Source organism: Brucella sp. 22210 (genome assembly GCF_052045675.1).
Classification (GTDB): domain Bacteria; phylum Pseudomonadota; class Alphaproteobacteria; order Rhizobiales; family Rhizobiaceae; genus Brucella.
Window position 1 is genome coordinate 124,052 of record NZ_JBQEPD010000009.1, and the last position, 24,647, is coordinate 148,698.

Below are 24,647 nucleotides of genomic sequence, written 5' to 3' on the forward strand. Positions count from 1 at the left end.
CGGACGACTATACAATCGAACCGGAATTGCTCCTGCGCGCTTACGCCACCGGGGTTTTCCCGATGGCCGAAGAGGCGGATGATCCAGAGGTCTTCTGGGTACGCCCTGAAAAACGCGGTGTCATACCGCTTGATGCATTCCATATCCCCCGCAGCCTGCAAAAGACCATTCGGCAGGGCATTTTCGATATCAGGCTCGACAGTGATTTCGAGGGCGTCATCGACGGATGCGCCAGCGGCGCCGGCGAACGCGCGCGCACATGGATCAACGGTCCAATCCGCGAAGCCTATGGCAAACTGTTTGAAATCGGACATTGCCATACGGTCGAGGCATGGCACGGGGGCAAGCTGGTCGGCGGCCTTTATGGCGTAACGCTCGGCAGAGCCTTTTTCGGCGAGAGCATGTTCACGCGCAAGCGCGATGCTTCAAAAGTCTGTCTCGCTTTTCTGGTGCAGCATCTCGTCAAGCAGGGCTTCCTGCTGCTCGATACCCAGTTCACCACACCGCATCTTGAGCGTTTCGGTGCTATCGAAGTTCCCCGCAAGAAATACGAGAAAATTCTCGAGCAAGCCCTTGAGAGCATTGCCCGTTTCTAACTTGACCGGAAAAAGTTGGAATCAGTTCTGCTGTGCAGCTGGTGCCGGGACGTCGGACTTCTGCTTGCAGTCTTTCAGCCACACGTCATAGATCGGATGCTCAACAGCGTTGAGACCGGGGCTGTCAGCAAACATCCAGCCCGTGAAGATACGGCGAATCTTGCGATCCAGCGTAATTTCCTCAACCTCGACAAAACTGTCGGTGCGTGGCGCTTCATTCTCGGTGCGGGAATAGCAAACCTTCGGCGTTACCTGAAGCGCGCCGAATTGAACCGTCTCATTGATATAGACATCAAATGTCGTGATGCGGCCGGTGATCTTGTCCAGTCCCGAAAACTCCGCGACCGGATTGGAAACACGTTCTGCCTGAGCTGCATGCAAGCTGCCTACAGCCGCAAAAAGCGAAATCAGGGCCACATGTGCAGCCTTCTTGATTTTGTCTTTTCCGTTGCCAGCCGTGCCGGGGGAATGCTTCGTCAAAACGGAAACCCGCATCAAAGATTGATCAAATGAACTGGAATCGTTCCTAGGCTCGAAATGTGACGATTCGTTGCCCTGCTGCAAGGTGCAATGGCCGGAACAGACCTTCATCACCCGTCTATCCCGGCCTTTTAAGTCTAAAAAGCCAAAACGTAGCGGGAAATAAGAAAATCCGGCGTGAAAATCACGCCGGATTGTAAACTTGTTCAGTCTCAGTTGCCCGGTGTCCAGGCATCGTATTCGCCCGTCACGCGCGGACGCTCGGCCTGTTCCGTACCCGGACGGGCAATCGAGCCCTTCGGACGATAAGCCAGCGGCGAACCTGTCAGATTCTGCAAATGCGGCTTCTGCCAGTCGCGCGGCTTGTAGTCTTCCTTGCTCGGCGGCGTATCGACGCGATGATGCATCCAGCCGTGCCAGCCCGCAGGAATTGCACTTGCTTCCGCATAGCCATTGAAAATGACCCAGCGACGTGTGCGACCTTCGGAGTCCTTGCCACCCTGATAGTAGATGTTGCCGAACTCGTCTTCACCGACGCGCTCGCCTTTGCGCCATGTGTGCAAACGCGTACCGAGCGTCTGACCATTCCACCAGGTGAAGACTTGCGTAAGAAATTTCATCATGGCCTTTTCCAGATCCATCATCATCGCGGACAGACGAAACTGTCGCTTTGTCCTTGCTTATGGCCCTATCGCCCGATCAAGGCAAGGGTCAAGTTGCCGCTGTCACAAGAGTATGAAGAGGCTAAAACTCGTCAGCTTTCGGCTTTTCGCTTGGGCAAGACGCGCTTCACATGCTCCAGCCGTCGAGCGACTTTTCCATCACGAGAACCGGTTCCTTGCAGTTCGGATCGCCCCAGTCCTCGTTACGCCCGACGGTGGCATAGCCCTTGCGTTCGTAGAACTTCACCGCCTTGGCGTTCTTCTCGATCACTTCGAGCTTGATTGCGCGCACATCGGGGAAAGCCATCTCGATTTCTGCAAGCAGCATCGTGCCCACACCCTGAACCTGCACGTCTGGACGCACATAGAGCTGGTGCAGCGATGCCTTGCCTTCCTCGGACTGGCTGGCGAAAGCCATGCCATCGATACCGCCCTCGCCGTTATCGGCGACGATGAATTCCGAATAAGGCTTGCGCAGATTGGCTTTCAGCGCGGCAACGCTATGCCACTGGCCGGTGACGGCGTTGACCATCTCCCGGCCCAGAATGTCGTCGAAAGTCGCGTGCCAGGTCGATACGAGCAGCTCGTGAACTGCCTTCAGATCAGCCTCGGTGGCGCTGCGAACGCACATTACTCTTCAATCCCGAGCTTGGCCTTGACCAGATCGTTCACAGCCTGTGGGTTGGCCTTGCCGCCCGTGGCCCTCATGACCTGACCGACAAACCAGCCAGCCAGCGTCGGCTTGGCCTTGGCCTGTTCGACCTTCTCCGGATTGGCGGCAATGATGTCGTCGACCGCCTTTTCGATGGCGCCGGTATCGGTGACCTGCTTCATGCCGCGTTCTTCAACGAGCTTCTTCGGGTCCCCGCCTTCGTTCCAGACGATTTCGAACAGGTCCTTGGCGATCTTGCCGGAAATCGTGCCGTCCTTGATGAGGTCAATCACTGCGCCAAGCTGTTCAGGGCTGACCGGCGATTCCTCGATGCTCTTGCCCGCCTTGTTGAGCGCACCGAGTAGATCGTTGATGACCCAGTTGGCCGCAGCTTTGCCATCGCGGCCGGCAGCTACAGATTCGTAATAGTCGGCAATCGCCTTTTCCGTGACGAGAATCGAGGCGTCGTAGATCGAAATGCCCTGCTTTTCGACCAGACGCTGCTTCTTCTCATCCGGCAGTTCCGGCAGGTCAGCAGCCAGTGCATCCACAAATGCCTGATCGAATTCGAGCGGCAGCAGATCAGGATCCGGGAAATAGCGGTAATCATGCGCTTCTTCCTTGGAGCGCATCGAACGGGTTTCGCCCTTCACAGGATCGAACAGGCGCGTTTCCTGATCGATGGAACCACCATCTTCCAGAATGCCGATCTGACGGCGCGCTTCATATTCGATGGCCTGACCGACAAAGCGGATCGAGTTGACGTTCTTGATTTCGCAACGCGTGCCGAATTCACCGCCCGGACGACGCACGGAAACGTTGACGTCGGCGCGCATGGAGCCTTCGTCCATATTGCCGTCGCAGGTGCCGAGATAACGGACAATCGTGCGCAGCTTGGTCAGATAGGCGCGCGCCTCATCCGACGAGCGCAAATCCGGCTTGGAGACGATTTCCATCAGCGCCACGCCAGAACGGTTCAGGTCGACATAGGACATGGTCGGATGCTGATCATGCATCGACTTGCCCGCGTCCTGTTCCAGATGCAGACGCTCGATACCGATCTCCACATCTTCGAACTGGCCCTTATTGTCGGGGCCGACCGAAATCATGATCTTGCCCTCGCCGACAATCGGCTGCTTGAACTGCGAAATCTGATAGCCCTGAGGCAGATCGGGATAGAAGTAGTTCTTGCGATCGAAAACCGACTTCAGATTGATCTGGGCATTGAGGCCAATACCGGTGCGGACAGCCTGCTTGACGCATTCCAGATTGATGACCGGCAGCATGCCCGGCATGGCGGCATCCACCAGAGATACATTGGCGTTCGGATCGGCGCCGAACGAAGTGGAAGCGCCTGAGAACAGCTTCGACTCGGACGTGACCTGCGCATGGACTTCCATGCCGATGACGACTTCCCAGTCGCCAGTGGCGCCGGAGATGAAGCGTTTCGGTTCCGGTATGCGTGTATCAATAAGGGACATGCTGGCTCGCAAATATTCTGATTGAGCTAAAAACGGATTGATTACTGGCTAGAGCAAAGCCCCCATGGATGCAAGCTTTTCAGCCGTTTATCCGTGGGTTGAAACGGAAAAGGCCGCGCAATGCGCGGCCAGTTCCAAATTCGCTAGAGCGGTTCCGTTTAATACGGAATCGTGGAACCGCTCTATCTATTTATTGTGAAGCATTATCCTACGCAAAACCGCTACGCACTTTTGCTGGAAATGCTCTAGACAGAGAAGATTAAGCCTCTTCGGACTTGTCTTCGTCGGCCTTCTTCTTCGGAGCGGCCTTCTTCTTCGGCGCAGCCTTCTTTGCAGGCTTTGCTTCCGAACCGTCTTCGTCTTCAGCCGTCAGCTCTTCCTTCGAGACCTTCTTGTCGGTCACGTTGATGTTGGCGAGCAGATGGTCAACGACCTTTTCTTCGAAGATCGGGGCGCGGAGGTTAGCAACGGCATCCGGCGTCTTGCGCAGGAAGTCGTAGATTTCCTTTTCCTGGCCCGGATAACGGCGAACCTGGTCGTAAACAGCGCGCTGCAGCTCTTCTTCAGAAACTTCAACGCCAGCCTTCTCGCCGATTTCGGAGAGAACGAGGCCGAGACGCACGCGGCGTTCTGCGAGCTTGCGATATTCTTCGCGAGCAGCTTCTTCCGTGGTTTCTTCGTCTTCGAAGGTACGGCCAGCCTGCTGCAGGTCGAAGTTGATCTGCTGCCAGATGTTGTTGAATTCAGCGTCGACCAGCTTCTGCGGAGTTTCGAACTGATAATCGCCATCCAGAGCGTCGAGAATCTGACGCTTTACCTTCTGGCGGGTGATCTGGCCGTACTGGCTTTCGATCTGTTCGCGAACAACCTGACGCAGACGCTCAAGCGACTCGATGCCGAGCTTCGTAGCGGTTTCGTCGTTGAGTTCCAGTTCGTTCGGCTTGGCAACTTCCTTGACCTTGATGTCGAAGGTAGCTTCCTTGCCTGCAAGGTGCGCTGCGCCGTATTCAGCCGGGAAGGTCACATTGATGACCTTTTCGTCGCCAGCCTTGACGCCAACGAGCTGCTCTTCAAAGCCCGGAATGAACTGGCCCGAACCCAGAACGAGCTGGGCGTCGTTGTCTGCGCCGCCGTCGAACGGCTCGCCGTCGAGCTTGCCGAGATAGTCGATCGTGACGCGATCTTCGTTTTCGGCCTTGCCCTTCTTGGTTTCGAAGGTGCGGGTCGAGGAAGCGATGCGCTTGACCTGCTCGTCAACTTCTTCTTCCGAGATTTCGACGACTTCACGGGTCACGGCGATCTTGGAGAAATCCTTGACGTCGATAGCCGGCAGAACTTCGTAGTTCAGCGAGAAAACGAAATCGGCCTTGCCGTCGAGAACCTTTTCGGCCTCTTTTTCGTCTTCCGACATGATGACTTCAGGCTGGGTAGCCGACTTTTCGTTACGGTCTGCGAGAACCGAACGCGACGAATCGCTCAGGATTTCATTGACGATCTCGGCCATGAACGAACGGCCATACATCTTGCGCAGGTGACCGGCAGGCACCTTGCCCGGACGGAAACCATTGATCTTGGCGCGGCCGCGCGCGGTATCGAGCCGCTCAGCGAGCTTGGCTTCGAGATCTCCGGCCGGAACCACGACTTTAATCTCGCGCTTCAGCCCTTCATTGAGCGTTTCGGTAACCTGCATGTTCAAACCTTCACTTCTTGTCATTATCCCGCCGTTTCCGGCACCTTGCTCTAGACGCTGGGCCTCTAGACGCGGGAGAGAAATTCTTTGGCCTTATTGGCAGTTGGTGCGGATAGAGGGACTCGAACCCCCACGGTCTCCCGCCAGAACCTAAATCTGGTGCGTCTACCAATTTCGCCATATCCGCTTCTGAACCGAAGCGCATTCTTTAGAACGCACCAAATTCGTCTCAGATCTTGAACTGCCCTCGAAAGCGCGCGTCTCTATATCATCCAATTTTCCCGGTTCAAAGGAAAAAAGCCGCCTTCCCGGTATAGATTTTCCGGTTTGGCAAGACGAAACACTTCCGGCACTCTGCCCCTCTATATAGCGATCATTCCGCGCATGCCAAGCCTGAGATAAACTTCAGCTTGAAGTAGCCGGATAAGACTGCCGGAACAGCGGGAAACCCTGATCAATAGAGCGGTTCTTCATAGAGTTGCCGCCCCTCGTCCCGCAAAGCCTTGATGACCGCCGCACCGCTATCATCGACAGCAACGACAACAGAAATCCGGCTTTCGCGTTGTCCGATTTCGATATCGCGACCCTGCCCTTCGGGAACATAATAGCGTTCGATGCCGAAATTGAGGCGAATGGTCTGATCCGGATAGCCTGAAACCGGGTAAGTCGACTGGCCGCGAATCTGTACCTCATCCGGTGCAAGATCGGTGAAAGGGCTGAGCGCCGCCCGCGAGAAATGCCACAGCTTCTCCGCATCCGGTTTCAGGGCCACATAGACGGTTCGCGGCTCGCCCGAAGGTTTGCCCTGCACGTCCTTGCCCATGACACTGGAAATCTCATAGCCCAGAATGACGTAATCGCCGCGCATCAGATCGCGCGGATCGACCGGCTCGGTCTGCAACACGATTTCATGGCCTGAGCGCAATATGGATGCGCGCTGTTCAATCCCCGCATAAAGAATGCCGCTTTGCAGCAAGGCGGAGACGGCAGCACCTATATAAAGCCACTTCCTGCTCATGACTGGCTCCCCGCTTCACGCTTTTTACCGAACCGTCGTTCCATCCGGCGGACAAAGGCCGCCAGAAGCAGCACAAGAACACCTGCCGTCAGGAAGAAACCGGACGTGCCGATCATCGTGCCCACGGTCGTGAATGCCAGATAAAGCACCTGAAATGAAAACGCCGCATAGGCAATGGAGCGCAATCCGCCATTGTCGCGACCGCACAATGCGATAGCGCCAATCGATAGGCCGAGGATCAGCATACTATAAAGCACGTCCTGATCGAAGGAGGCAGAGCCGCCCGAAGACGAGAACATATGATTGAGTTGCAGAATGCCGAGCGATAGCAACGCCAGCATCAGACCATAGGATGCCAGCGGCTGCGCAAAGCGTGTGAGCCGCTCCATCGTGTCATGCGCGAAAGCGTCCGCCAGCATGAAAGCGATGCCGACCGCAATCATAAGGCACAACACCACATCGTTTTCATTCTTGGCATAAACCAGCAAGGCCCAGCCAATCGCGAACAGCGCCCAGAGATGAGCCGCATGGCGCGAGCGCGTGAGGAGCGCTGCACCGACGCCGACCAGCAGCAGAAGCGGACCAATCCAGCGATAGGCCAGATCGGCATTGTCCGCCGGTGTGCCGTCAAACACGAATGTTGAAAGATAGAAGCACGCAACGCCTGCGCCAAAAGCGGCCAGAACCGGCGCACGCAGCAGGAAGGCTGACGCAAGCACGCCGAGGGTCCAGTAGACGGCAGCGGAATGAACATCACCGGACACGTGATACATCTGCCCGACAAGCGCGATGCCCGCGCCGAAGGATGCAGCACCGATGACATAAAGAGCGGACGAAAACACCTTGTCGCCCTTTGCCTGTCGCCACGCGCCGCCAAGATAACCAATCCAGATGAGTGCAAGCACGAGCCCGATCCGCATCAGACGCGGCATATCCTGCCAGTTGGCGGCAACCAGCATGATGACGGCGGCACCAAGAAGCAGACCGCCAAGCGTGGCGAGCACTGCACCGAGGCTGAAACCCGTGGCTCGTTTTTCAAGATCGGCATTCAGGCGCGACGCGGTAACCGCATCGATCAGACCTTCCTGCTGCCAGCGCACAATCAGGCGCTCCACTGAGATTGAAAAAGACAAAATGACTCCCGGGTCAACGAACTGAGATGACGGTCACAATCGCAACCGGCTGAGAACATATAAGAAACTTCGCAACCAGCAAACCAAGCGATCAAATCGCATTGCGGCAATTTTGTGCCGGAACAGTCCAATCGATTTAAACCGTCTTGCAGCATCCGCAGAGCAGCTATGCAAAGTCGGCTCTGCAACTTGCAAAAACAATAGCTTATATCATGGGCAACAAAAGAGATGAATTGAACCCAAGCGATACCATCGCACACTGAAGGATTAAGACCATGAACCTGTTTCGCTCTTACAACAACTGGCGTCGTTACCGTGAAACCATCAGCGAACTGAACCAGCTTTCGACTCGCGAACTGAACGATCTCGGCATCTCCCGCGCCGACATCCCTTACGTCGCTCGTCAGAGCAAGGCTCGCTAAGCATCAAGCTGAAGACCGAAAAGCTGTTCGCGACGATTGCATTACGCTGAACGCCTTTCGATGAAAATTTCAGATTGAAGTTTCGAGCTGTGAATACCACCAGGACTGGATCCTCCTCCCACCAGCCCTGGCTTGTCGCCAAGCCCTCCTCCTCCCAGGCTTAGCGACAACGAGACCGGTTTCCTCCCAATCCGGTCTTTCCATATGGCATCCGTCGCACCTCCTCCCGCGACGGATGCCATTTGTTTTTTTGGGATACTGCTCGCCCATTGATGGCCGCCCGCAAAGGCGATATGGGAAGGGCCATGACAAACACATCGCCAAACACATCCGATCTCAGCCCCATTCACGTCGTTGGCGGCGGTCTCGCTGGCTCTGAAGCCGCCTGGCAGATTGCGCAGGCAGGCATTCCTGTCGTGCTGCATGAAATGCGCCCCGTGCGCGGCACCGATGCACACAAGACCGAGCAGCTGGCAGAACTCGTCTGCTCCAATTCGTTCCGCTCAGACGATGCCGAAACCAACGCTGTTGGTGTCCTCCACGCCGAAATGCGCCTTGCGGGTTCACTCATCATGGCCTGCGCCGACGCGCATCAGGTTCCGGCGGGCGGCGCGCTTGCCGTGGACCGCGAGGGATTTGCACAAGCCGTCACCGAAAAGCTCGAAGCTCATCCGCTGATCACCATCCAGCGTGAGGAAGTCACCGGCTTGCCGCCAGCAGAATGGGGCACGACAATCGTTGCCACCGGTCCCTTGACCGCGCCGTCGCTGGCCGAAGCCATCGCTGCGGAAACGGATGCCGACGCGCTCGCATTCTTCGATGCGATTGCGCCCATTGTGCATTTCGATTCGATCAATATGGATGTCTGCTGGTTCCAGTCGCGCTACGACAAGGTCGGCCCCGGCGGCACCGGCAAGGACTATATCAACTGCCCGATGGACAAGGAGCAGTATGAGGCGTTCGTGGCGGCGCTTGTCGAAGGCGACAAGACGGAATTCAAGGAATGGGAAGGCACGCCTTATTTCGACGGCTGTCTGCCGATCGAAGTCATGGCGGAACGCGGACCTGAAACGCTGCGCCACGGCCCGATGAAGCCGATGGGCTTGACCAATGCGCATAACCCGACCGTGAAGGCCTATGCGGTTGTGCAACTGCGTCAGGACAATGCGCTTGGCACGCTCTACAACATGGTCGGTTTCCAGACGAAGCTGAAATACGGCTCGCAGACGGGCATCTTCAAGATGATTCCTGGACTGGAAAATGCCGAATTCGCGCGTCTCGGCGGGTTGCATCGCAACACTTACCTCAATTCGCCCGTGCTGCTCGACAGTGTGCTGCGCCTGAAGTCGCGCCCGACCCTGCGCTTTGCTGGTCAGGTGACGGGTTGCGAGGGTTATGTCGAATCGTCGGCCATCGGCCTTCTTGCCGGTCGGTTCACCGCCGCAGAACGACTGGGCAATGCCGCCGTCCCGCCACCGCCAACGACCGCCTTTGGTGCGTTGCTTGGACACATCACAGGCGGCCACATCGTCGCCGACGATGCGGAACCCGGCAAACGATCGTTCCAGCCGATGAACGTCAATTTCGGCCTGTTTCCGCCGGTCGAAGTTCCGAAGGAAGAAGGCAAGCGCCTGCGCGGCAAGGAAAAGACCATCGCCAAAAAGCGTGCGCTTTCCGCCCGCGCTCTTGCGGATTTCCGCCAATGGCTGGAACAACTGGCCTGACGGTCAGAAATTGGCGCGAAACATAAGCCATTGCTTCCGGATAGCCGAAATATCGGCTGTCCGTTCCGCCGCCTTGCCGCCAAGGCGTTCAATCGCTTTCAGATAAGCGGGTACGATGGCCATCGGCAAGAATGCGGGAGCCAGGCTTTTCGGCAATGTCGCCTTTGCCTTATCGAAAATCGCCAGATGTTCACGCGCCAGCGCCAGCATCACGCTGACCACGCGCTCGCACGCCGATGGATCGTCGCTGCCTAAAAATGCCTCCCGCGTCACGCCAACCGAAGCCAGCATGTCGGCTGGAACATAGAGCTGAGCGCGACGGCGATGAGTCGGCAGAAGACGCAGCAGCCCCGTGACTGCCTGAGCAACACCTGCATGACCGGCGGTTTCGCTATGCGCCTGCGCCGCATCGCGATCCAGAATAAAGCCGGCTAACTGAATGATTGCTGATGCGGTTTCACCGCAATAGCCCTCAAGATCGTTCCGGCTCGGCATCGGATCATCGTAAAGATCGAAGATGCGTGCTTCGCAATAATTGTCGAAAGCGGTGCGCGGAAGCTCGTATTTGTTGATCGTTTCGACCAGAGCAGCGGCAACCGGATGCGCCTCGGCGCTGCCCCTCGCCTCACCATTGATCAGGTCGCGCCACCATTGCAGGCGCACTTCGCCCGGCAACGGCTCATGAACGAGATCGCGAATGCGCGCCACTTCCGCATTGAAGGCATAAAGAGCCGCCAGACCGCCGCGTTTATCCTCCGGCGCATAGAGCACCGACAGGTAACGGTCCCGGTCAGCCTCACGAAGAAGGGCCAGGCAATGTGCCTCATTCTGGTTCATGATCGTTATTCTACTGCAATAAGCGCCGCCGCGACCGCGCGATCTTCCGCGAGGAGCACATTATAGGTCCGCACGGCAGCACCTGTGCTCATCGGATCCGACGAAATGCGGTGTTCCCTCAATACGGCGCGCACATCTTCCGGAATACGCCGCAGATCCATACCGGTTCCAACCAGCAGAATTTCGATATCCGAGGCCTGCTCCAGAATAAGCTCCAGATCGGCGCGTGACAGCACGGGCGGCGTTGCAGGCTTCCAGCCGTGAATTCCAGATGGCAGACACAGGATCGAACCGCGATGCGACATTTCGGCGAAGCGAAAACCGCCATCGCCGTAAGCATCAATCGGAGCGCGCCCCGGAAAATGCGCTTCGCGTATTTCTATTCCCTTGGCCATTCTCAGCTTTCCAGATTCAGCGACTGCGCCAGTTCGTCGCCCATTTCCTCATCCTGCTCGGGACCACGCGGGTTCAGTCCGAACTGAACCAGCAGCGGTGCGGCGATGAAGATCGACGAATAGCTCGCCACGATAATACCCACACTCAGCGCCAGCGCGAACATGCGGATATCGGCGCCGCCGAAGGCGTAAAGCGGAATATGCGCAAGGAACGTGACAAATGATGTCAGCAAGGTACGGGACAAGGTCTGGTTGATCGAGGCATCGATAATCGCAGGCAGCGGCGCGCTGCTATAGCGGCGCAGATTTTCACGCACGCGGTCATAGATCACCACCGTATCGTTCAGCGAGTAGCCGATGATCGTCAGGATAGCCGCAACGCTCCAGAGATTGAATTCCATCCGGAACACAATGAACATGCCCGCGAGAATGACCACGTCATGCAATGTCGAAAGCACCGCGCCGAGCGCCAGCTGCCAGCGGAAGCGAACCCAGACATAGATGAAAATGCCGATCAGCGACAGAACAACGGCCAGAATACCGGCGCGTGACAGCTGTTCGGAAACGGTCGGACCGACCACCTCGACACGCTGGAACGAATAATCCTGTTCAAATTCACCACGAAGCTTCACGGCGACCGTCTGTTCGGCATCGTCGCCCACTTCCTGACTGCCGATGATCACAAGCGCCGAACGGGGCGATTTGGCAGGCAGAACGCGGGCACTGTCGATATTCAGTTCGGAAAGACGGTCCTGAATGTCTTCCAGATTGGCGTCACCGCTGCGCGCCTGAAGCTCGACCATCGAACCGCCACGGAAGTCGATGCCGTAGTTGAAGCCGATATTCACGAACAGCGCCACCACGATCGCGCAGGCCAACACCGAAATGCCAAGCGTAATGAACTGCAGGCGCATGAACGGAATATGCGTCACCGTCGGCACAAGCTTGAGACGGCGCTTCGGCACTTCCTTCGGCTTCGCCGTCCGCACCCATTGTGCGATCAGCAGACGGGTAAAGGTGAGCGTGGTGAACAGCGTCGTGCCGATACCGACCGCAACGGTCAGGGCAAAGCCATGCACCGTGCCGGAGCCCAGCAAGAAAAGAACCAGTGCGGCAATCAGTGTCGTCAGATTGGCGTCAACGATGGTCGACAGCGCACGGTAGAAACCCGATTCCATCGCCTGCACCACCGAATAGCCCTTACGGCGATCTTCGCGCACGCGTTCGTAGATCAGGATATTCGCATCGACCGCCATTCCGATGATCAGCACCAGACCTGCAACGCTGGCAAGACTGATCGAAGCCCCGATCAGCGACATGACCGCAGTCAGGATGATGATGTTGACCACAAGCGCCACCATCGCGATGACGCCCAGAATGCCGTAGGACAGCACCATGAACAGGCCGACGAGAAGCGCGGCAAGAAGCGCTGCCGTCACGGCGGCGCTGGCATAATCTTCGCCAAGCGCTGATGCGATAGTGCGTTCTTCCAGCACGGTCACCGCTTGCGGCAATGTGCCGGAGCGCAAAACAACGGCCATATTATTGGCGGCCTGCAAATCGAAGGCGCCAGAAATCTGCAATTCATTTGTGTCGAGCGGCTCGCTGATAACCGGCGCAGACACGACCTGATTATCGACCACGATGGCAAAGCTCTTGCCCGTCGCATTGGCGGTCAGGGCGGCCAGACCTTTGCGGCCTGCATCATCGAGGGTCAGGGTTATAACCGGCTCATTATCATCGGAAGAAAGCGTTGCCTTCGCGTCGGTGATATTTGCGCCGGTGAGAACTGGTTGTTTCTTGACGAGATAGCCGACTGGCGGATCGTCATAGGAATAGACGATTTCACTATCCGCTGGCGGCGTGCCACGAATGGCGTCGTCCGGCGAAACGGAATCATCCACAGCGTGGAACGAAAGATCGCCGCGAATGCTCAGAATATCTTTCAAAAGCTGCGCATCGTAAAGGCCCGGCACTTCAACGCGAATCTGGTTGCGCGCTTCGGTTTCCACAACGGGATGACCGTAACCCAGCTCTTCCAGACGCTGACGCATGATTTCGGCGGAGCGTTCCAGATCGTTCTTGCCCGCATTTTGAACTTGCAGAACAAGGCGGGAGCCACCGGAGAGATCAAGGCCGAGTGCGACCTGTTTCTTCGGCAGGAAACCGGGCAGATTTGCCAGCGTTTCACGCGAGAAAAAATTAGGGGAAGCGATGACGAAGCTGACGAGTACCGCCAACCAGATCAGGGCCGATTTCCAGCGTGAAAAATAGAGCATAGAGCAGCAATTCCGTTTCAGCTTGGCCCGTTTTGGCCTGGACAGAGCATGCCGGGGTGCGAATGCGCACCGCTCTCCGGCCTTGAGGTAAGCGCGCTTATGAAGGTCGCGCCGACCGAATATTGCACGGGCTCCGTTAGAGCGGCGTGCGTCCAATTGGACGCACAAAGGTCGCTCTAACACTTTGTACTGGCGCATCGTGCTTTCCAAAAATCGATATCGATTTTTGGGCCGATGCGCTAGTGAAAGCTTACCGGAGCCCGTTTCATCTCAAAAAAAGATTATTTGTTCTTATTATCGGCGACAGGTTCGCCCTTGACGCGCACATCCATCAGCGTGCTGCGCAGAACCTTGATGCGAACGCCTTCGGCGATTTCGACTTCGACTTCATTGTCGTCGACGACTTTCTGCACCTTGCCGACGATGCCGCCGCCGGTCACAACCGTATCGCCACGGCGAACTGCGGTCAGCATTTCCTGACGCTTCTTCATCTGGGTCCGCTGCGGGCGGATGATGAGGAAATACATGATAACGAAGATCAGGATGAACGGCAGAATGCTCATCAGCATGTCTGGGCCAAAAGCGCCGCCGCCAGGTGCTTGAGCGAAAGCCGGTGTTACGAACATTAGGAACTCCTCTGAAGTCTCAAAGACAATTTGTTAAGGGCATTACAATGGTTGGCGCGCCAATTGCAACCGACGATCACCCCGCCTGCGCCAAGGTCGCACACTTTTCGCCTCTGCTGTGGCATGTTAAGCCGTTCGCCTACGACGCGTGGATTGAATCTGACCTTTGAACTTCGTTTGTCACAAACGCTTGTTCAAACGTCAAACTGGAAAAATCCACGAGAGTCTTACAGCATCTGGTGATCTTTTCGATTCTGACATTCGCTGGGACCGATTGTAACACCGGGAAGCAAATGTCGGAATAAGACCACTAGGGGCATGAAATGACGACCGAAAACATACTCAGCCAGAAACTGGACCGTTTGATCGCCGCGCTCGAACGTATCGCGCCACCAGAAGCCAAAACACCAGACCTCGGCGCCGCAGACTGTTTTGTCTGGGCGCCGGAACGACTGACGCTTGATCCGGTGAAGCGGGTGAACCGCGTGGATATCTCCCTGATCCGTGGCGTAGATTTGGTGCGTGATCAGCTCGTAGACAATACCCGTCGCTTCGCAAATGGCTATCCGGCAAACAATGTTTTGCTGTGGGGCGCTCGCGGCATGGGCAAATCCTCGTTGGTGAAGGCCGCACAGGCCAGCGTCAACGCCGAACTGGCCTCCCAGAAGCCGCTCAAGCTGATTGAAATCCACCGCGAGGATATCGACAGCCTCCCGACCCTGATGAACATGATCAAGGATACGGAATACCGCTTTATCCTGTTCTGCGACGACCTTTCCTTCGACCATGACGACACGTCATATAAGTCGCTGAAGGCCGCACTCGAAGGCGGCGTCGAGGGCCGTCCCGGCAATGTGATTTTCTACGCCACGTCTAACCGCCGCCATCTCATGCCGCGTGACATGATCGACAATGAGCGCTCTACCGCGATCAATCCTTCTGAAGCCATCGAGGAAAAAGTATCGCTGTCGGACCGCTTCGGTCTTTGGCTCGGCTTCCACAAATGCAGCCAGGACGATTATCTCGCTATGGTCGACGGCTATGCGGCCCATTTCAAACTGAGCTACGACAATGCCAAGCTTCACGCAGAAGCTCTGGAATGGTCAACCACGCGCGGCAATCGCTCCGGTCGTGTGGCATGGCAATATGTTCAGGACCTTGCCGGACGCCTTGGCGTGGCCATGTAAAAAACGCGCATCAACAAAAAGGCGGGCTTTTCAGCCCGCCTTTTTGTTTGCCTTGTCCTGTCCGGATCAGCTTTCCAGATATTTGGAAGGATTGACCGGCGAGGAATTCTTGCGCACTTCGAAGTGCAGCTTCGGCGACTTCGCGTTGCCGCTCATGCCCGACTTGGCGATATCCTCGCCACGGCGAACCTTCTGGCCGCGCTGCACCAGTATCTGGCTGTTGTGGCCGTAAACCGTGACAAGCCCGTTGTCGTGGCGGATCAGAACCGTCTGGCCGAATTCCTTCAGGCCATCACCAGCATAGATGACGACGCCGTTTTCAGCGGCCTTAACCGACGTTCCTTCCGGAACCATAATGTCGATGCCATCGCTGACTGCGGTACCATCACGCTGACCGAAGCTTGCCAGGATGCGACCGCGAACAGGCCAGCGCATCTGGGAAATGCCGGTGGACGAAGGCGCTGCGGCCTGATCCTTCTCGGCATCTTCGATCACCTTGTTGCTCGCCTGCGGCGGCGTATAGGGCTTCACATTTCCGGCGTCCGCATCGTTTGCAGCGGCTGCGGCCTTCGCCGGGCTTGCTGGCTGCGGCGTGACAGCGGCAACTTGCGTTACAGCAGCAGCACCTGCGGCAGGGACCACCAGTGTCTGACCGACGCGGATCGCACCATTGGAGAGGCCGTTAGCCCGCTTCAGATCTTCAACCGGAACATTGTGCTTCTGTGCGATCGAGAACAGCGAATCACCGCTCTGAACCGTATAGCCGCCCTTTGGCGCAGGAGGTGTTGCGGTGTTTGCGCCTGCGGAAGCCATACCGGTAGCGGCGGACGACTTCTTGCCGTTGACCGAAGGGGCTGCCGGAACAACGGCAATGTTGTTGCCCATCGGACGCGGAGCACCCTGCCCCGGCGTTGCCGGAAGCTGCCCCAGAACCTTTTCCTTCGCGCCGTTAACAGTACCGTTCACGGCGTTGTGGGTCGTGGTTGCCGCGCTTGCCACGCGGGTCTCTGCACCATTGACCTGGTTGGCTGCCATAGTGTGGGCCTGACCAACCTGATTCTGCATCTGCGTGGAGGCTGCAGCGACAGGGGCCTGAACCGACTGACGTGCTGCCGCAACGGGTGCCGCCATTGGGGCGGAAGATACGGCTGATGGTGCAGGCAGCGAATTACGCTGTACCGTTCCGCTGGAAACCCGCGGAGCCGGCGCTATTGGGGCTGACGCATAAACATCGCCTGCGGGCTGTTGCGCAACGCGCTGATTGGACGTCGAACCGGTAAAGATGCCGTCGGTGAAACGCATCGTATCGGAACTGCACCCGGCTCCAAAGCCGGCAATCAGAACGATTGCGACATTCCGCAGGAGACGTTCGGACGTATGCTGCAAAATTGGGAAACGCATGTTCAACTCGTCCATACTCGAAACTCAGTAAGACGATTAAAGCGCGTTAATGTTACTCGCTGGTTAAGAACGACCCAACTTTGAAAAAAGATTCACCAATTAAACACCATAAGCGAACATTGGCGCGCAGCCGCCCTTCCGATGAAAACCGGAATGGATGGCATGGTAAGATTAGAAAATGGCAATTTAGAGCGCCGATCTGATTCAATCAGATCGGCGCTCTAAATGTTTATTGAAACGCACATCTCATCCGAAACCCGTTTCACACTTTTCGGGATGTGCTCTAAAGAACCGAAGAAACGCCTTCGATGAAGGGCTGATAGCGAACAACCATCAGGTTTTCCTGCTCGAAGCGGCTACCGACCTTCGAGATTCGCGTCACGATCTGTTCGCCGTCGCCGGGACCGATCGGCGCGATGAGTACACCGTGCGTCGCGAGCAATTCCACGAAATGGCGCGGGACTTCTTCGCAAGCCAGCCAAAGAATGATTCGGTCGAACGGACCACCCGGCATGCCATGGCGTCCATCAGCATGCTTGACCATGATGTTTTCACGCTTGAGCGAAACAAACTGCTGCAAGGCGTGATCGCAAAGTTTGCGATAACGCTCCACCGTCGTCACGCGGCCCGATAGCGATGACATGACGGCGGCGGTAAAGCCCGACCCCGTACCGATTTCCAGCACGCGATGACCCGGTTCCAGCTTGAGCGCTGCCAGCACACGCGCCTGATCGTCAATACCTTCGATATATTCACCGCAATCGAGCGGCGCGGTGCGGGTGCTATAGGCAAGATGCGACCACGCCGAAGCAAGAAAGCTCTGGCGTGGCGTTGCTTCAATGGCTGCAAAGAGGCGCGGATCATCAATGCCGCGCGCGCGCATGCGCAAGACGAAGGATGCAAATCCTTCCCGGTCCGAAAGCCTTGGCCGCTCAGACGTTGCCTGCCTCATGCTTCCCCCCGCTTCAAGCTTCAAGACCGAGCGCTGTGCTCAGTTCTGCACGAACCTTATGCGCGGTCAGATCAAGGTGCAACGGCGTGACCGAGATGCAGTCCGAACGAATGGCTGCAAGATCACTGTCGTCGGCGACCGGAGCCTTGCCGCGACCGAAACGCAGCCAGAAATACGGGAAACCGCGACCGTCGCGGCGCTCGTCGAGACGCGCATCATGGCTAAGCTTGCCCTGCGCCGTCACGCGTTTGCCCTGCACTTCATCAGCGCCGCAATTCGGGAAATTAAGGTTCAGCAGAACGCCTTCCGGCCAACCGGCAGCGACCAGCTTACGAATGAGGTCTGGTGCATGGGTCTCAGCCGTTTCCCAAGGAACGATCCGGCGGTCGCCTTCGTAATCATATTCCTGCGACAGAGCGATGGAGCGGATGCCGAGCAGCGTGCCTTCCATTGCACCGGCCACGGTGCCGGAATAGGTCACGTCGTCTGCAATATTCGCACCGGAATTGACGCCGGACAGGATAAGATCCGGCGCGCCCGGCAGAACGTGACGGACACCCATGATAACGCAATCGGTCGGCGTGCCGCGCAACGCGAAATGAGTGTCGTCGATCTGGCGCAGACGCAGCGGCTCCGAGAGGGTCAGCGAATGCGCAAGACCGCTCTGGTCGGTTTCCGGTGCAACAACCCAGACATCGTCCGAGAGCTGTCGTGCGATTCGCTCCAGAACTGCGAGGCCTTCAGCGTGGATACCATCATCGTTCGTCAGCAAAATTCGCACGTCTTCACTCCTGTCCTAATTGTTGAAATCCTGAATCACGCAGCCTTTTCAATGCGCGTGAGACCGCCCATGTAGGGCTGCAGTGCTTCAGGAATATGAATGCTGCCATCTTCCTGCTGGTAATTTTCCATGACGGCGATGAGCGCGCGACCGACTGCAACGCCAGACCCGTTAAGGGTGTGGACAAAGCGCGTCGACTTCTCGCCTTCCGGACGATAGCGGGAGTTCATGCGGCGGCCCTGGAAATCACCGCAGACCGAGCAGCTGGAGATTTCGCGATAAGTGTTCTGACCCGGCAGCCAGACTTCGATGTCGTAGGTCTTCTGCGCTCCGAAGCCCATATCGCCGGTGCAGAGTACGACAGTGCGGAACGGCAGCTCAAGACGCTTCAGCACTTCTTCGGCGCAGGCCGTCATGCGTTCATGTTCGGCAACCGAGCTGTCTGCATCGGTGATCGATACCATTTCCACTTTCAGGAACTGGTGCTGGCGCAGCATGCCGCGCGTATCGCGACCGGCGGAACCGGCTTCCGAACGGAAGCAAGGCGTCAGCGCGGTGTAGCGCTGCGGCAGGGTCTTCACATCGACGATTTCGTCCGCGACCAGATTCGTCAGTGGCACTTCCGCCGTCGGAATCAGCCAGCGGCGGCTAGGATTATCACCCAAGCCAAATGAAACTTTCTCTGGCGACTTCATGTGTGTCCGAAGCGACCCAAGTATCTCGTTGGAGCTTCTATATGGTTCACGTGCAATAGCTTGTTGAGCAACATCCCAAGCCGCATCATAATGTTCTTTTAAATCCCTTTCGAGATTCTCTTGGTCCGCAGTTCGAAAAAGATCTTCCGAGAACTTTGGGAGTTGACCCGTTCCATAGACAGATTTGTCGTTGACCAATAATGGAGGCATCACCTCCATGTAGCCATGCTGGGTCGTATGCAGATCAAGCATGAACTGTCCGAGCGCACGTTCGAGGCGTGCCAGACCACCCTTCAGGATGGTGAAGCGCGCACCGGCGATTTTCGCCGCGCGTTCGAAATCCATCAGGCCGAGCGCTTCGCCCAGCTCATAGTGCTCTTTCGGCTGGAAAGAGAAATTACGCTGATTACCGACACGACGAATCTCGACATTGTCGGCTTCGTCCTTGCCAAGCGGCACATCGCCAAGCGGAACATTCGGGATCGTCGACAGGACGTCATTCAATTTCTTGACCAGACGGCGCTCTTCTTCTTCTGCCTCAGCAAGAAAATTCTTGAGCTCACTGACTTCCGCTTTCAGCTTGTCGGCAGTGGCGGCGTCTTTTTCAGCCATCGCCTTGCCGATTTCTTTCGAAGCGGCATTGCGGCGCTCCTGCGCAGCCTGAACCTTGCCGACATTTTCGCGACGCTTTTCGTCGAGCGCGATCAATTCGGACGAGAGCGGCCCTGCCCCGCGCTTTGCAAGCGCCTTGTCGAGGTCTTCAGGGTTTTCGCGAATCCATTTGATGTCGAGCATGGGAAAAGCCGTTTCGTGAAATTGAACAGAAGCGGGCCGCAAAGACTGCGGCCAGCGGAAATCGTAGTCTACGATCAGGAGGAAGAAGCGTCGTTTTCAGCTTCTTTTGCGTTCTCTGCTTCGTCGCGCTTCTTCTCGATCATACGAGCCACGATAATGGAAATCTCGTAGAGAAGGATCGTCGGCAAGGCAAGACCGATCTGGCTCGCCGGATCGGGCGGTGTCAGAACAGCTGCCACGATGAAGGCGATCACAATCGCATATTTACGCTTGTCCTTCAGGCCAGCCGAAGTCACGAGGCCAACACGCGCCATGAGGCTTGTGACGACCGGCAACTGGAACACCAGACCGAAAGCGAAAATGAGCGTCATGATGAGGCTCAGATATTCCGAAACCTTCGGCAAAAGCGAAATCTGCACTTCGCCAGCGCCACCCGTCTGCTGCATGGCCAGGAAGAACCACATCACCATCGGGGTGAAGAAGAAATAGACGAGCGCGCCGCCGAGCAGGAACAAAATCGGTGATGCAATGAGGAATGGCAGGAAAGCCATGCGCTCATGCTTATAGAGCCCCGGCGCAACAAACTTGTAGATCTGCGCCGCGATGATCGGGAAAGCGAGCACAATCCCGCCGAACATCGCCACCTTCACCTGCGTGAAGAAGAACTCCTGCGGCGCAGTATAGATCAGCTCCGCCTTGGAACGGTCCATGCCTGCCCAGTCGATGGCCCACTGGTAGGGCACGACAAGCAGATTGAAGAGGTGCTTTGCGAATGCGAAGCAAACTGCAAATGCCACGAAAAATGCCAGGATTGCCCAGATAAGGCGGCGGCGCAGTTCGATCAGGTGTTCAAGCAAGGGCGCTGAGCTCTGCTCGATTTCATCCTCGTCACGGGTCACGCTTTGGTTCCTGTCTTCTTGGTGGTCTTTTTGGCAGGAGCAACCGCCTTTTCGGCAGCTGGCTTGGATGCGTCCGCTGTTTTAACCGGAGCAACTTTCTTCGGTGCGGGTTTCGCCGTAACCGTTTTCGGAGCAGCCGTTTTTGCGGCAGCAGGCTTGGCAGCCGCTGGCTTTGCTGTCGCCGCCTTGGCCTTTACAGCCTTCGGCGCAGCGGGTTCAGCTTTCGCTACCGCAGCTTTAGGCGCTGCTTTTGCTGCTGTCTTGCGTGGAGCGCGCGGCGCCTTTGCAGGTTTTTCTGCAACCGCTTCAGACTGAACAGGCGTGGCTACAGGAACGGGCGTTCCGCTCGCGTCGACCGGCGTAGTCACTTCTGCAACCGTATCGGGTGTCGCCGGAGACATGGAAGTCGAGGATTTGATGCTCGATTTCAGGTCTTCACCTGCACTTCGAATCGGATCGAAAACCTGAGTAAGCTTGGAGCGTGGATCGAGCTTGCGTGTTTCGTCGATGATATTCTTGACGTCTTCCAGCTCCGCCTCTTTCAAGGCTTCGTTGAACTGGTTGCGAAACTCGTTGGCAGTCGCGCGCATGCGCGCGGTCGCCTTGCCGAAGGCTCTAAGCATCTTCGGCAAATCCTTGGGGCCGACAACAACGATCATCACGATCGCAATGACCAGCAATTCAGACCAACCGACATCGAGCATTTTATACCCCGCGCACTGCGCGCGTGTCCCGTCTTTCGGCGGAAAACCGCACTTTTACAGATGGCAAACATGCTGCGTATCCGTTTTGACACGCAGCATTCTTGATCCGATAGATCAGGACTTGGTGGTTTTCTTGACGTCGTTGACGGTTTCTTCCGCCTTGGCGTCGATCGTGCGACCATCGTCCCGGGCGTCCTTGGCTGCGTCTTCGTCGTTCATTCCCTGCTTGAAGTTCTTGATGCCCTTGGCAACGTCACCCATCAGCTCGGGAATCTTGCCGCGGCCAAAAAGAAGCAGCACAACCGCTAGAACGATCAGCCAGTGCCAGATGGAAAAGCTACCCATTTCATTCCTCTCATCGCCGCTTAAACGCAGCCTGTTCCTGCAATGTCGATAGTGATTTAAGCGCTTTCAAGCAATCTTTCAAACGGAAGTATAGCTGTGAAGGCAGATGTGACGATTTTATTCGTCGCATGTGTCCTCTTTATGTGCAGCAAATTGTGGATGATAAGGAAGTCGATCGCTGACTTAACCCTTGGGGGCCAACAAACCCAGGTCTTCGAGATCGATATCCTCGAGCGGCTCTTCCTCATCCGTCAGCTCATCCGGGTCGATATTCGGTACCGGAACGGCAAAACTTGAAGGCATACGGGCGGACAGAAGCCCTGCCCCGCGCAGTTCTTCCAGCCCCGGAAGATCGCGGATTTCCGGCAATCCGAAATGATCGAGGAACGATTCCGTCGTGCCATATGTCACCGGGCGGCCCGGCGTGCGGCGACGTCCGCGCAGCTTGATCCAGCCGGTTTCCATCAGCACGTCAAGCGTGCCTTTCGATGTTTCGACGCCACGAATATCTTCCAGTTCGGCGCGGGTGACCGGCTGGTGATAGGCAATGATCGCCAGCACTTCCATTGCAGCGCGCGACAGCTTGCGCTGCTGCACCGCTTCACGGCTCATCAGGAAGGCCAGATCCGGCGCGGTGCGGAATGCCCAGGCCGCACCGACCTGCACGAGATGCACGCCGCGCGACTCATAAACCTTCTGGAGATGCTGCAAAATCGGGGCAAGCTCGGCATTGGGCGGCAAACGCTCCTGAAGTGCGCGCTCCGACACCGGTTCGGCGGAAGCAAAAATGATCGCTTCGACGATACGCGCCAGATCAGCCAGCCCACTTGCCGGAAGCTGTGCTTCCTCAAATTCATTATCCATATCGAATTCCGCCAGCTGGCGTTCCGCCTCAGACATCTTCGTCCTCGTCAAATTCGCTTAAACCGGGCTTGGCCCGCATATAAATCGGCTCGAATGGCGCATTCTGGCGGACTTCCAGCTTGCCCTCCCGCACCAGTTCCAGACTGGCGGCAAAGGAGCTTGCCAGTGCCGACGCCCTCTCCTGCGGCGACAGCGCATAGTCGATCAGAAAACGGTCGAGTGAAATCCAGTCCTCAATATCGCCGCCCATCAGACGCACCAGTGCGACCCGCGCCTCCTGCAGTGACCAAACGGAGCGTTTGGTGATCTGAACATGAGACACCGCCTGCCGTTGGCGCTGCGAGGCATAGGCCGTCAGCAGATCGTAGAGTGTTGCGGAAAACTGGCTGGCGCGGTCGACCATCACCACTTCCGGCATACCGCGTGCGAAGACATCGCGTCCCAGCCGGTTGCGATTGACCAGAGCGGCTGCGGCATCGCGCATTGCTTCCAGCCTTTTCAGGCGGAATTGCAGGGATGCCGCAAGCTCCTCGCCGGTCTCGCCATCATCACCCTGCTGCTTGGGAATAAGCAGCTTGGATTTCAGATAAGCGAGCCACGCCGCCATGACGAGATAGTCGGCGGCAAGCTCAAGCCGGACTGCCCGGGCCCGCTCGACGAATTCGAGATATTGCTCGGCCAGCGCCAGAACGGAAATACGCGCCAGATCGACACGCTGGTTGCGCGCCAGATGCAGAAGAAGATCGAGAGGGCCTTCAAAGCCCTGCACGTCGATCAGCAATGATGGTTCGCTTAAAGCTCTTTCGGCATCGCTTTGCCACAGCGAATCCATCGGCACGAGCGTGCCGTCTTTTCCGTCTGTGTTGGTTCCTGATGCTGCCAAGCCGCTAGCCTCTCGATGCGCAATCGTCACTCACGCTGCCCGGACAGGCCGGGCGGCGCATATGTGCAGTTTAACAAGTTTTAACGATTACGCTATCGCTTCGAACATGCCATTGAATTCGGCGCGCAGTTCAGCCTCATCGGAGAGGTCCGGATCACCGGCATAGACTTCGGCCAGATCAGCGCGGCGCTTCGATTTGCCTTCGAGCACTGGCACCCGGGCAGCAACCTGTACCAGCTCTTCCATCACGCCTGCGCAATAAAGAACGATATCGCAGCCTGCACCGATGATGCCCTCGGCGATATCGCCCAGTTCACCCGAAAGCGCCTTCATCGAAATATCGTCGCTCATGATCAGACCGTCGAACTGAATCACTTCACGAATGATCGTGTTGATCACGGTCGGCGACAAAGTGGACGGACGCTTTGGGTCGAGCGCATCGAACACGACATGCGCCGTCATGGCCATGGGCAGATCATTCAGCGCCTTGAACGGCACGAAATCATGCGCCAGCAATTCGCTCAGCGGCGCGCTCACGCGGGCCAGTTCCTTATGCGTATCCGCGAAGGCACGGCCATGGCCCGGCATGTGTTTCATGACCGGCAAGACACCGCCAGCCAGCAGACCCTCGGCAGCGGCGCGGCCCATCTCGGCCACCGCATGCGGGTTCTTGGAATAAGCGCGCGCGCCAATCACATCATGCGCGCCCTCAACGGGCACGTCGAGAACCGGCAAGCAGTCGGAGGTGACGCCAACTTTCAAAAGATCGAAGGCATGCAAACGTGCGTGCAGCCATGCGGCGCGCAGGCCTGCTTCGCGGTCGCGCGCAAAGATCGCACCAATCTCTCCAGCGGACGGATAATTCGGCACAAGCGGTGGACGCAGACGCTGCACGCGCCCGCCTTCCTGATCGATGAAAACCGGCGTCTGATCGCGGCCCGTCACATCGCGCATATGCGCGGTCAGCTCGGCAACCTGTTCAAGACTTTCGACATTGCGGGCGAACAGAATGAACCCCCAAGGCCTTTCATCGCGGAAAAAGGCAACCTCATCCGGTGTAAGCTTTGTACCCGACACACCGGCAATCCATGCCTTGCACTGTTTCATGCGAATATCCCTCGTATTTTCCGCCACTTAGATAGTTGT

At 57.0% G+C, this 24,647-nt stretch carries 25 protein-coding genes, 1 tRNA gene and 1 pseudogene; 4 read left to right on the plus strand and 23 right to left on the minus strand.

From position 1 onward, the window contains the following. Positions 1 to 26: 26 nt before the first annotated feature. Entirely contained in the window at positions 27 to 596 is a 570-nt protein-coding gene (aat, locus tag ACTJKP_RS13640; protein ID WP_440631091.1) for a leucyl/phenylalanyl-tRNA--protein transferase, read from the plus strand. Positions 597 to 617: 21 nt separating this feature from the next. On the opposite strand, the gene ACTJKP_RS13645 is transcribed toward aat, so the two are convergent. The 8 genes from ACTJKP_RS13645 to ACTJKP_RS13680 all read right to left on the minus strand — a co-directional run bounded on the left by ACTJKP_RS13645 (position 618) and on the right by ACTJKP_RS13680 (position 7,712). Continuing rightward, entirely contained in the window at positions 618 to 1,091 is a 474-nt protein-coding gene (locus ACTJKP_RS13645; RefSeq protein WP_078338511.1) for a DUF2155 domain-containing protein, read from the minus strand. A gap of 197 nt (positions 1,092 to 1,288) precedes the next feature. Then, positions 1,289 to 1,699: an NADH:ubiquinone oxidoreductase subunit NDUFA12 gene (locus ACTJKP_RS13650; protein WP_078338649.1), complete on the minus strand. Its 411-nt coding sequence runs from the start codon at positions 1,697 to 1,699 to the stop codon at positions 1,289 to 1,291. Between the two features lie 166 nt (positions 1,700 to 1,865). Continuing rightward, positions 1,866 to 2,369 carry an N-acetyltransferase family protein gene (locus ACTJKP_RS13655; protein WP_440631039.1) on the minus strand — a complete coding sequence of 168 codons (504 nt, stop codon included), beginning with the start codon at positions 2,367 to 2,369 and terminating at the stop codon, positions 1,866 to 1,868. Continuing rightward, a complete protein-coding gene (gene gatB / locus ACTJKP_RS13660; RefSeq protein ID WP_440631040.1) occupies positions 2,369 to 3,871 on the minus strand; it encodes an Asp-tRNA(Asn)/Glu-tRNA(Gln) amidotransferase subunit GatB in 1,503 nt (500 codons plus the stop codon). Before gatB ends, ACTJKP_RS13655 begins: the two co-directional genes overlap by 1 nt. Before the next feature lie 259 nt (positions 3,872 to 4,130). Then, entirely contained in the window at positions 4,131 to 5,561 is a 1,431-nt protein-coding gene (gene tig, locus ACTJKP_RS13665) for a trigger factor (protein WP_268898815.1), read from the minus strand. Between the two features lie 104 nt (positions 5,562 to 5,665). Next, positions 5,666 to 5,748, minus strand: a tRNA-Leu gene (locus ACTJKP_RS13670). Between the two features lie 267 nt (positions 5,749 to 6,015). Beyond that, a complete protein-coding gene (locus ACTJKP_RS13675; protein WP_440631041.1) occupies positions 6,016 to 6,579 on the minus strand; it encodes a GDYXXLXY domain-containing protein in 564 nt (187 codons plus the stop codon). Beyond that, on the minus strand, positions 6,576 to 7,712 hold the full coding sequence (locus ACTJKP_RS13680) for a DUF2157 domain-containing protein (RefSeq protein ID WP_440631042.1): 1,137 nt from the start codon (positions 7,710 to 7,712) through the stop codon (positions 6,576 to 6,578). The genes ACTJKP_RS13675 and ACTJKP_RS13680 overlap by 4 nt, the downstream gene beginning before the upstream one ends. A gap of 275 nt (positions 7,713 to 7,987) precedes the next feature. Between ACTJKP_RS13680 and ACTJKP_RS13685 the strand changes: the two genes are divergently transcribed. After that, positions 7,988 to 8,134, plus strand: coding sequence for a DUF1127 domain-containing protein (locus ACTJKP_RS13685; RefSeq protein ID WP_440631044.1), 147 nt, complete (start codon positions 7,988 to 7,990; stop codon positions 8,132 to 8,134). 305 nt (positions 8,135 to 8,439) lie between these two features. After that, the gene (gene trmFO, locus ACTJKP_RS13690) at positions 8,440 to 9,858 is read left to right on the plus strand and encodes a methylenetetrahydrofolate--tRNA-(uracil(54)-C(5))-methyltransferase (FADH(2)-oxidizing) TrmFO (protein ID WP_440631045.1); all 1,419 of its coding nucleotides are present in this window, start codon (positions 8,440 to 8,442) and stop codon (positions 9,856 to 9,858) included. A 3-nt stretch (positions 9,859 to 9,861) separates the two neighbouring features. On the opposite strand, the gene ACTJKP_RS13695 is transcribed toward trmFO, so the two are convergent. The 4 genes from ACTJKP_RS13695 to yajC all read right to left on the minus strand — a co-directional run bounded on the left by ACTJKP_RS13695 (position 9,862) and on the right by yajC (position 13,995). Next, positions 9,862 to 10,695, minus strand: coding sequence for a phytoene/squalene synthase family protein (locus ACTJKP_RS13695; RefSeq protein WP_440631046.1), 834 nt, complete (start codon positions 10,693 to 10,695; stop codon positions 9,862 to 9,864). Positions 10,696 to 10,700: 5 nt separating this feature from the next. Then, positions 10,701 to 11,090, minus strand: a complete 390-nt coding sequence (locus ACTJKP_RS13700) for an Mth938-like domain-containing protein (protein ID WP_151589570.1) — start codon at positions 11,088 to 11,090, stop codon at positions 10,701 to 10,703. 2 nt (positions 11,091 to 11,092) lie between these two features. Continuing rightward, the gene (gene secDF / locus ACTJKP_RS13705) at positions 11,093 to 13,369 is read right to left on the minus strand and encodes a protein translocase subunit SecDF (protein WP_440631047.1); all 2,277 of its coding nucleotides are present in this window, start codon (positions 13,367 to 13,369) and stop codon (positions 11,093 to 11,095) included. A 281-nt stretch (positions 13,370 to 13,650) separates the two neighbouring features. After that, positions 13,651 to 13,995, minus strand: coding sequence for a preprotein translocase subunit YajC (gene yajC, locus ACTJKP_RS13710; protein ID WP_078338501.1), 345 nt, complete (start codon positions 13,993 to 13,995; stop codon positions 13,651 to 13,653). A 323-nt stretch (positions 13,996 to 14,318) separates the two neighbouring features. Between yajC and ACTJKP_RS13715 the strand changes: the two genes are divergently transcribed. Further along, positions 14,319 to 15,182: an ATP-binding protein gene (locus ACTJKP_RS13715; protein WP_440631048.1), complete on the plus strand. Its 864-nt coding sequence runs from the start codon at positions 14,319 to 14,321 to the stop codon at positions 15,180 to 15,182. 66 nt (positions 15,183 to 15,248) lie between these two features. On the opposite strand, the gene dipM is transcribed toward ACTJKP_RS13715, so the two are convergent. The 11 genes and pseudogenes from dipM to nagZ all read right to left on the minus strand — a co-directional run bounded on the left by dipM (position 15,249) and on the right by nagZ (position 24,608). Beyond that, on the minus strand, positions 15,249 to 16,598 hold the full coding sequence (gene dipM, locus ACTJKP_RS13720; RefSeq protein WP_440631049.1) for a cell division endopeptidase DipM: 1,350 nt from the start codon (positions 16,596 to 16,598) through the stop codon (positions 15,249 to 15,251). Between the two features lie 268 nt (positions 16,599 to 16,866). Next, complete coding sequence (locus tag ACTJKP_RS13725) at positions 16,867 to 17,535, minus strand: protein-L-isoaspartate(D-aspartate) O-methyltransferase (protein WP_078338498.1); 669 nt, start codon at positions 17,533 to 17,535, stop codon at positions 16,867 to 16,869. Positions 17,536 to 17,548: 13 nt separating this feature from the next. Continuing rightward, positions 17,549 to 18,316, minus strand: a complete 768-nt coding sequence (gene surE, locus ACTJKP_RS13730) for a 5'/3'-nucleotidase SurE (RefSeq protein ID WP_440631050.1) — start codon at positions 18,314 to 18,316, stop codon at positions 17,549 to 17,551. Between the two features lie 35 nt (positions 18,317 to 18,351). Beyond that, entirely contained in the window at positions 18,352 to 18,981 is a 630-nt protein-coding gene (gene serS, locus ACTJKP_RS13735) for a serine--tRNA ligase (protein WP_440631092.1), read from the minus strand. 153 nt (positions 18,982 to 19,134) lie between these two features. After that, positions 19,135 to 19,806: pseudogene (locus ACTJKP_RS13740) on the minus strand (serine--tRNA ligase); the annotation flags it as partial. 74 nt (positions 19,807 to 19,880) lie between these two features. Beyond that, the gene (gene tatC / locus ACTJKP_RS13745) at positions 19,881 to 20,705 is read right to left on the minus strand and encodes a twin-arginine translocase subunit TatC (protein ID WP_078338495.1); all 825 of its coding nucleotides are present in this window, start codon (positions 20,703 to 20,705) and stop codon (positions 19,881 to 19,883) included. Next, positions 20,702 to 21,409 (minus strand): Sec-independent protein translocase protein TatB, encoded by a 708-nt coding sequence (gene tatB, locus ACTJKP_RS13750; RefSeq protein ID WP_440631051.1) that lies wholly within the window; start codon positions 21,407 to 21,409, stop codon positions 20,702 to 20,704. The genes tatC and tatB overlap by 4 nt, the downstream gene beginning before the upstream one ends. Before the next feature lie 114 nt (positions 21,410 to 21,523). After that, positions 21,524 to 21,754: a twin-arginine translocase TatA/TatE family subunit gene (locus tag ACTJKP_RS13755; RefSeq protein WP_078338493.1), complete on the minus strand. Its 231-nt coding sequence runs from the start codon at positions 21,752 to 21,754 to the stop codon at positions 21,524 to 21,526. A gap of 183 nt (positions 21,755 to 21,937) precedes the next feature. Continuing rightward, a complete protein-coding gene (gene scpB, locus ACTJKP_RS13760) occupies positions 21,938 to 22,654 on the minus strand; it encodes an SMC-Scp complex subunit ScpB (protein ID WP_078338492.1) in 717 nt (238 codons plus the stop codon). Continuing rightward, positions 22,647 to 23,501, minus strand: coding sequence for a segregation and condensation protein A (locus ACTJKP_RS13765; protein ID WP_078338491.1), 855 nt, complete (start codon positions 23,499 to 23,501; stop codon positions 22,647 to 22,649). Before ACTJKP_RS13765 ends, scpB begins: the two co-directional genes overlap by 8 nt. Before the next feature lie 87 nt (positions 23,502 to 23,588). Continuing rightward, a complete protein-coding gene (gene nagZ / locus ACTJKP_RS13770; RefSeq protein ID WP_440631052.1) occupies positions 23,589 to 24,608 on the minus strand; it encodes a beta-N-acetylhexosaminidase in 1,020 nt (339 codons plus the stop codon). Between the last annotated feature and the right edge of the window lie 39 nt (positions 24,609 to 24,647).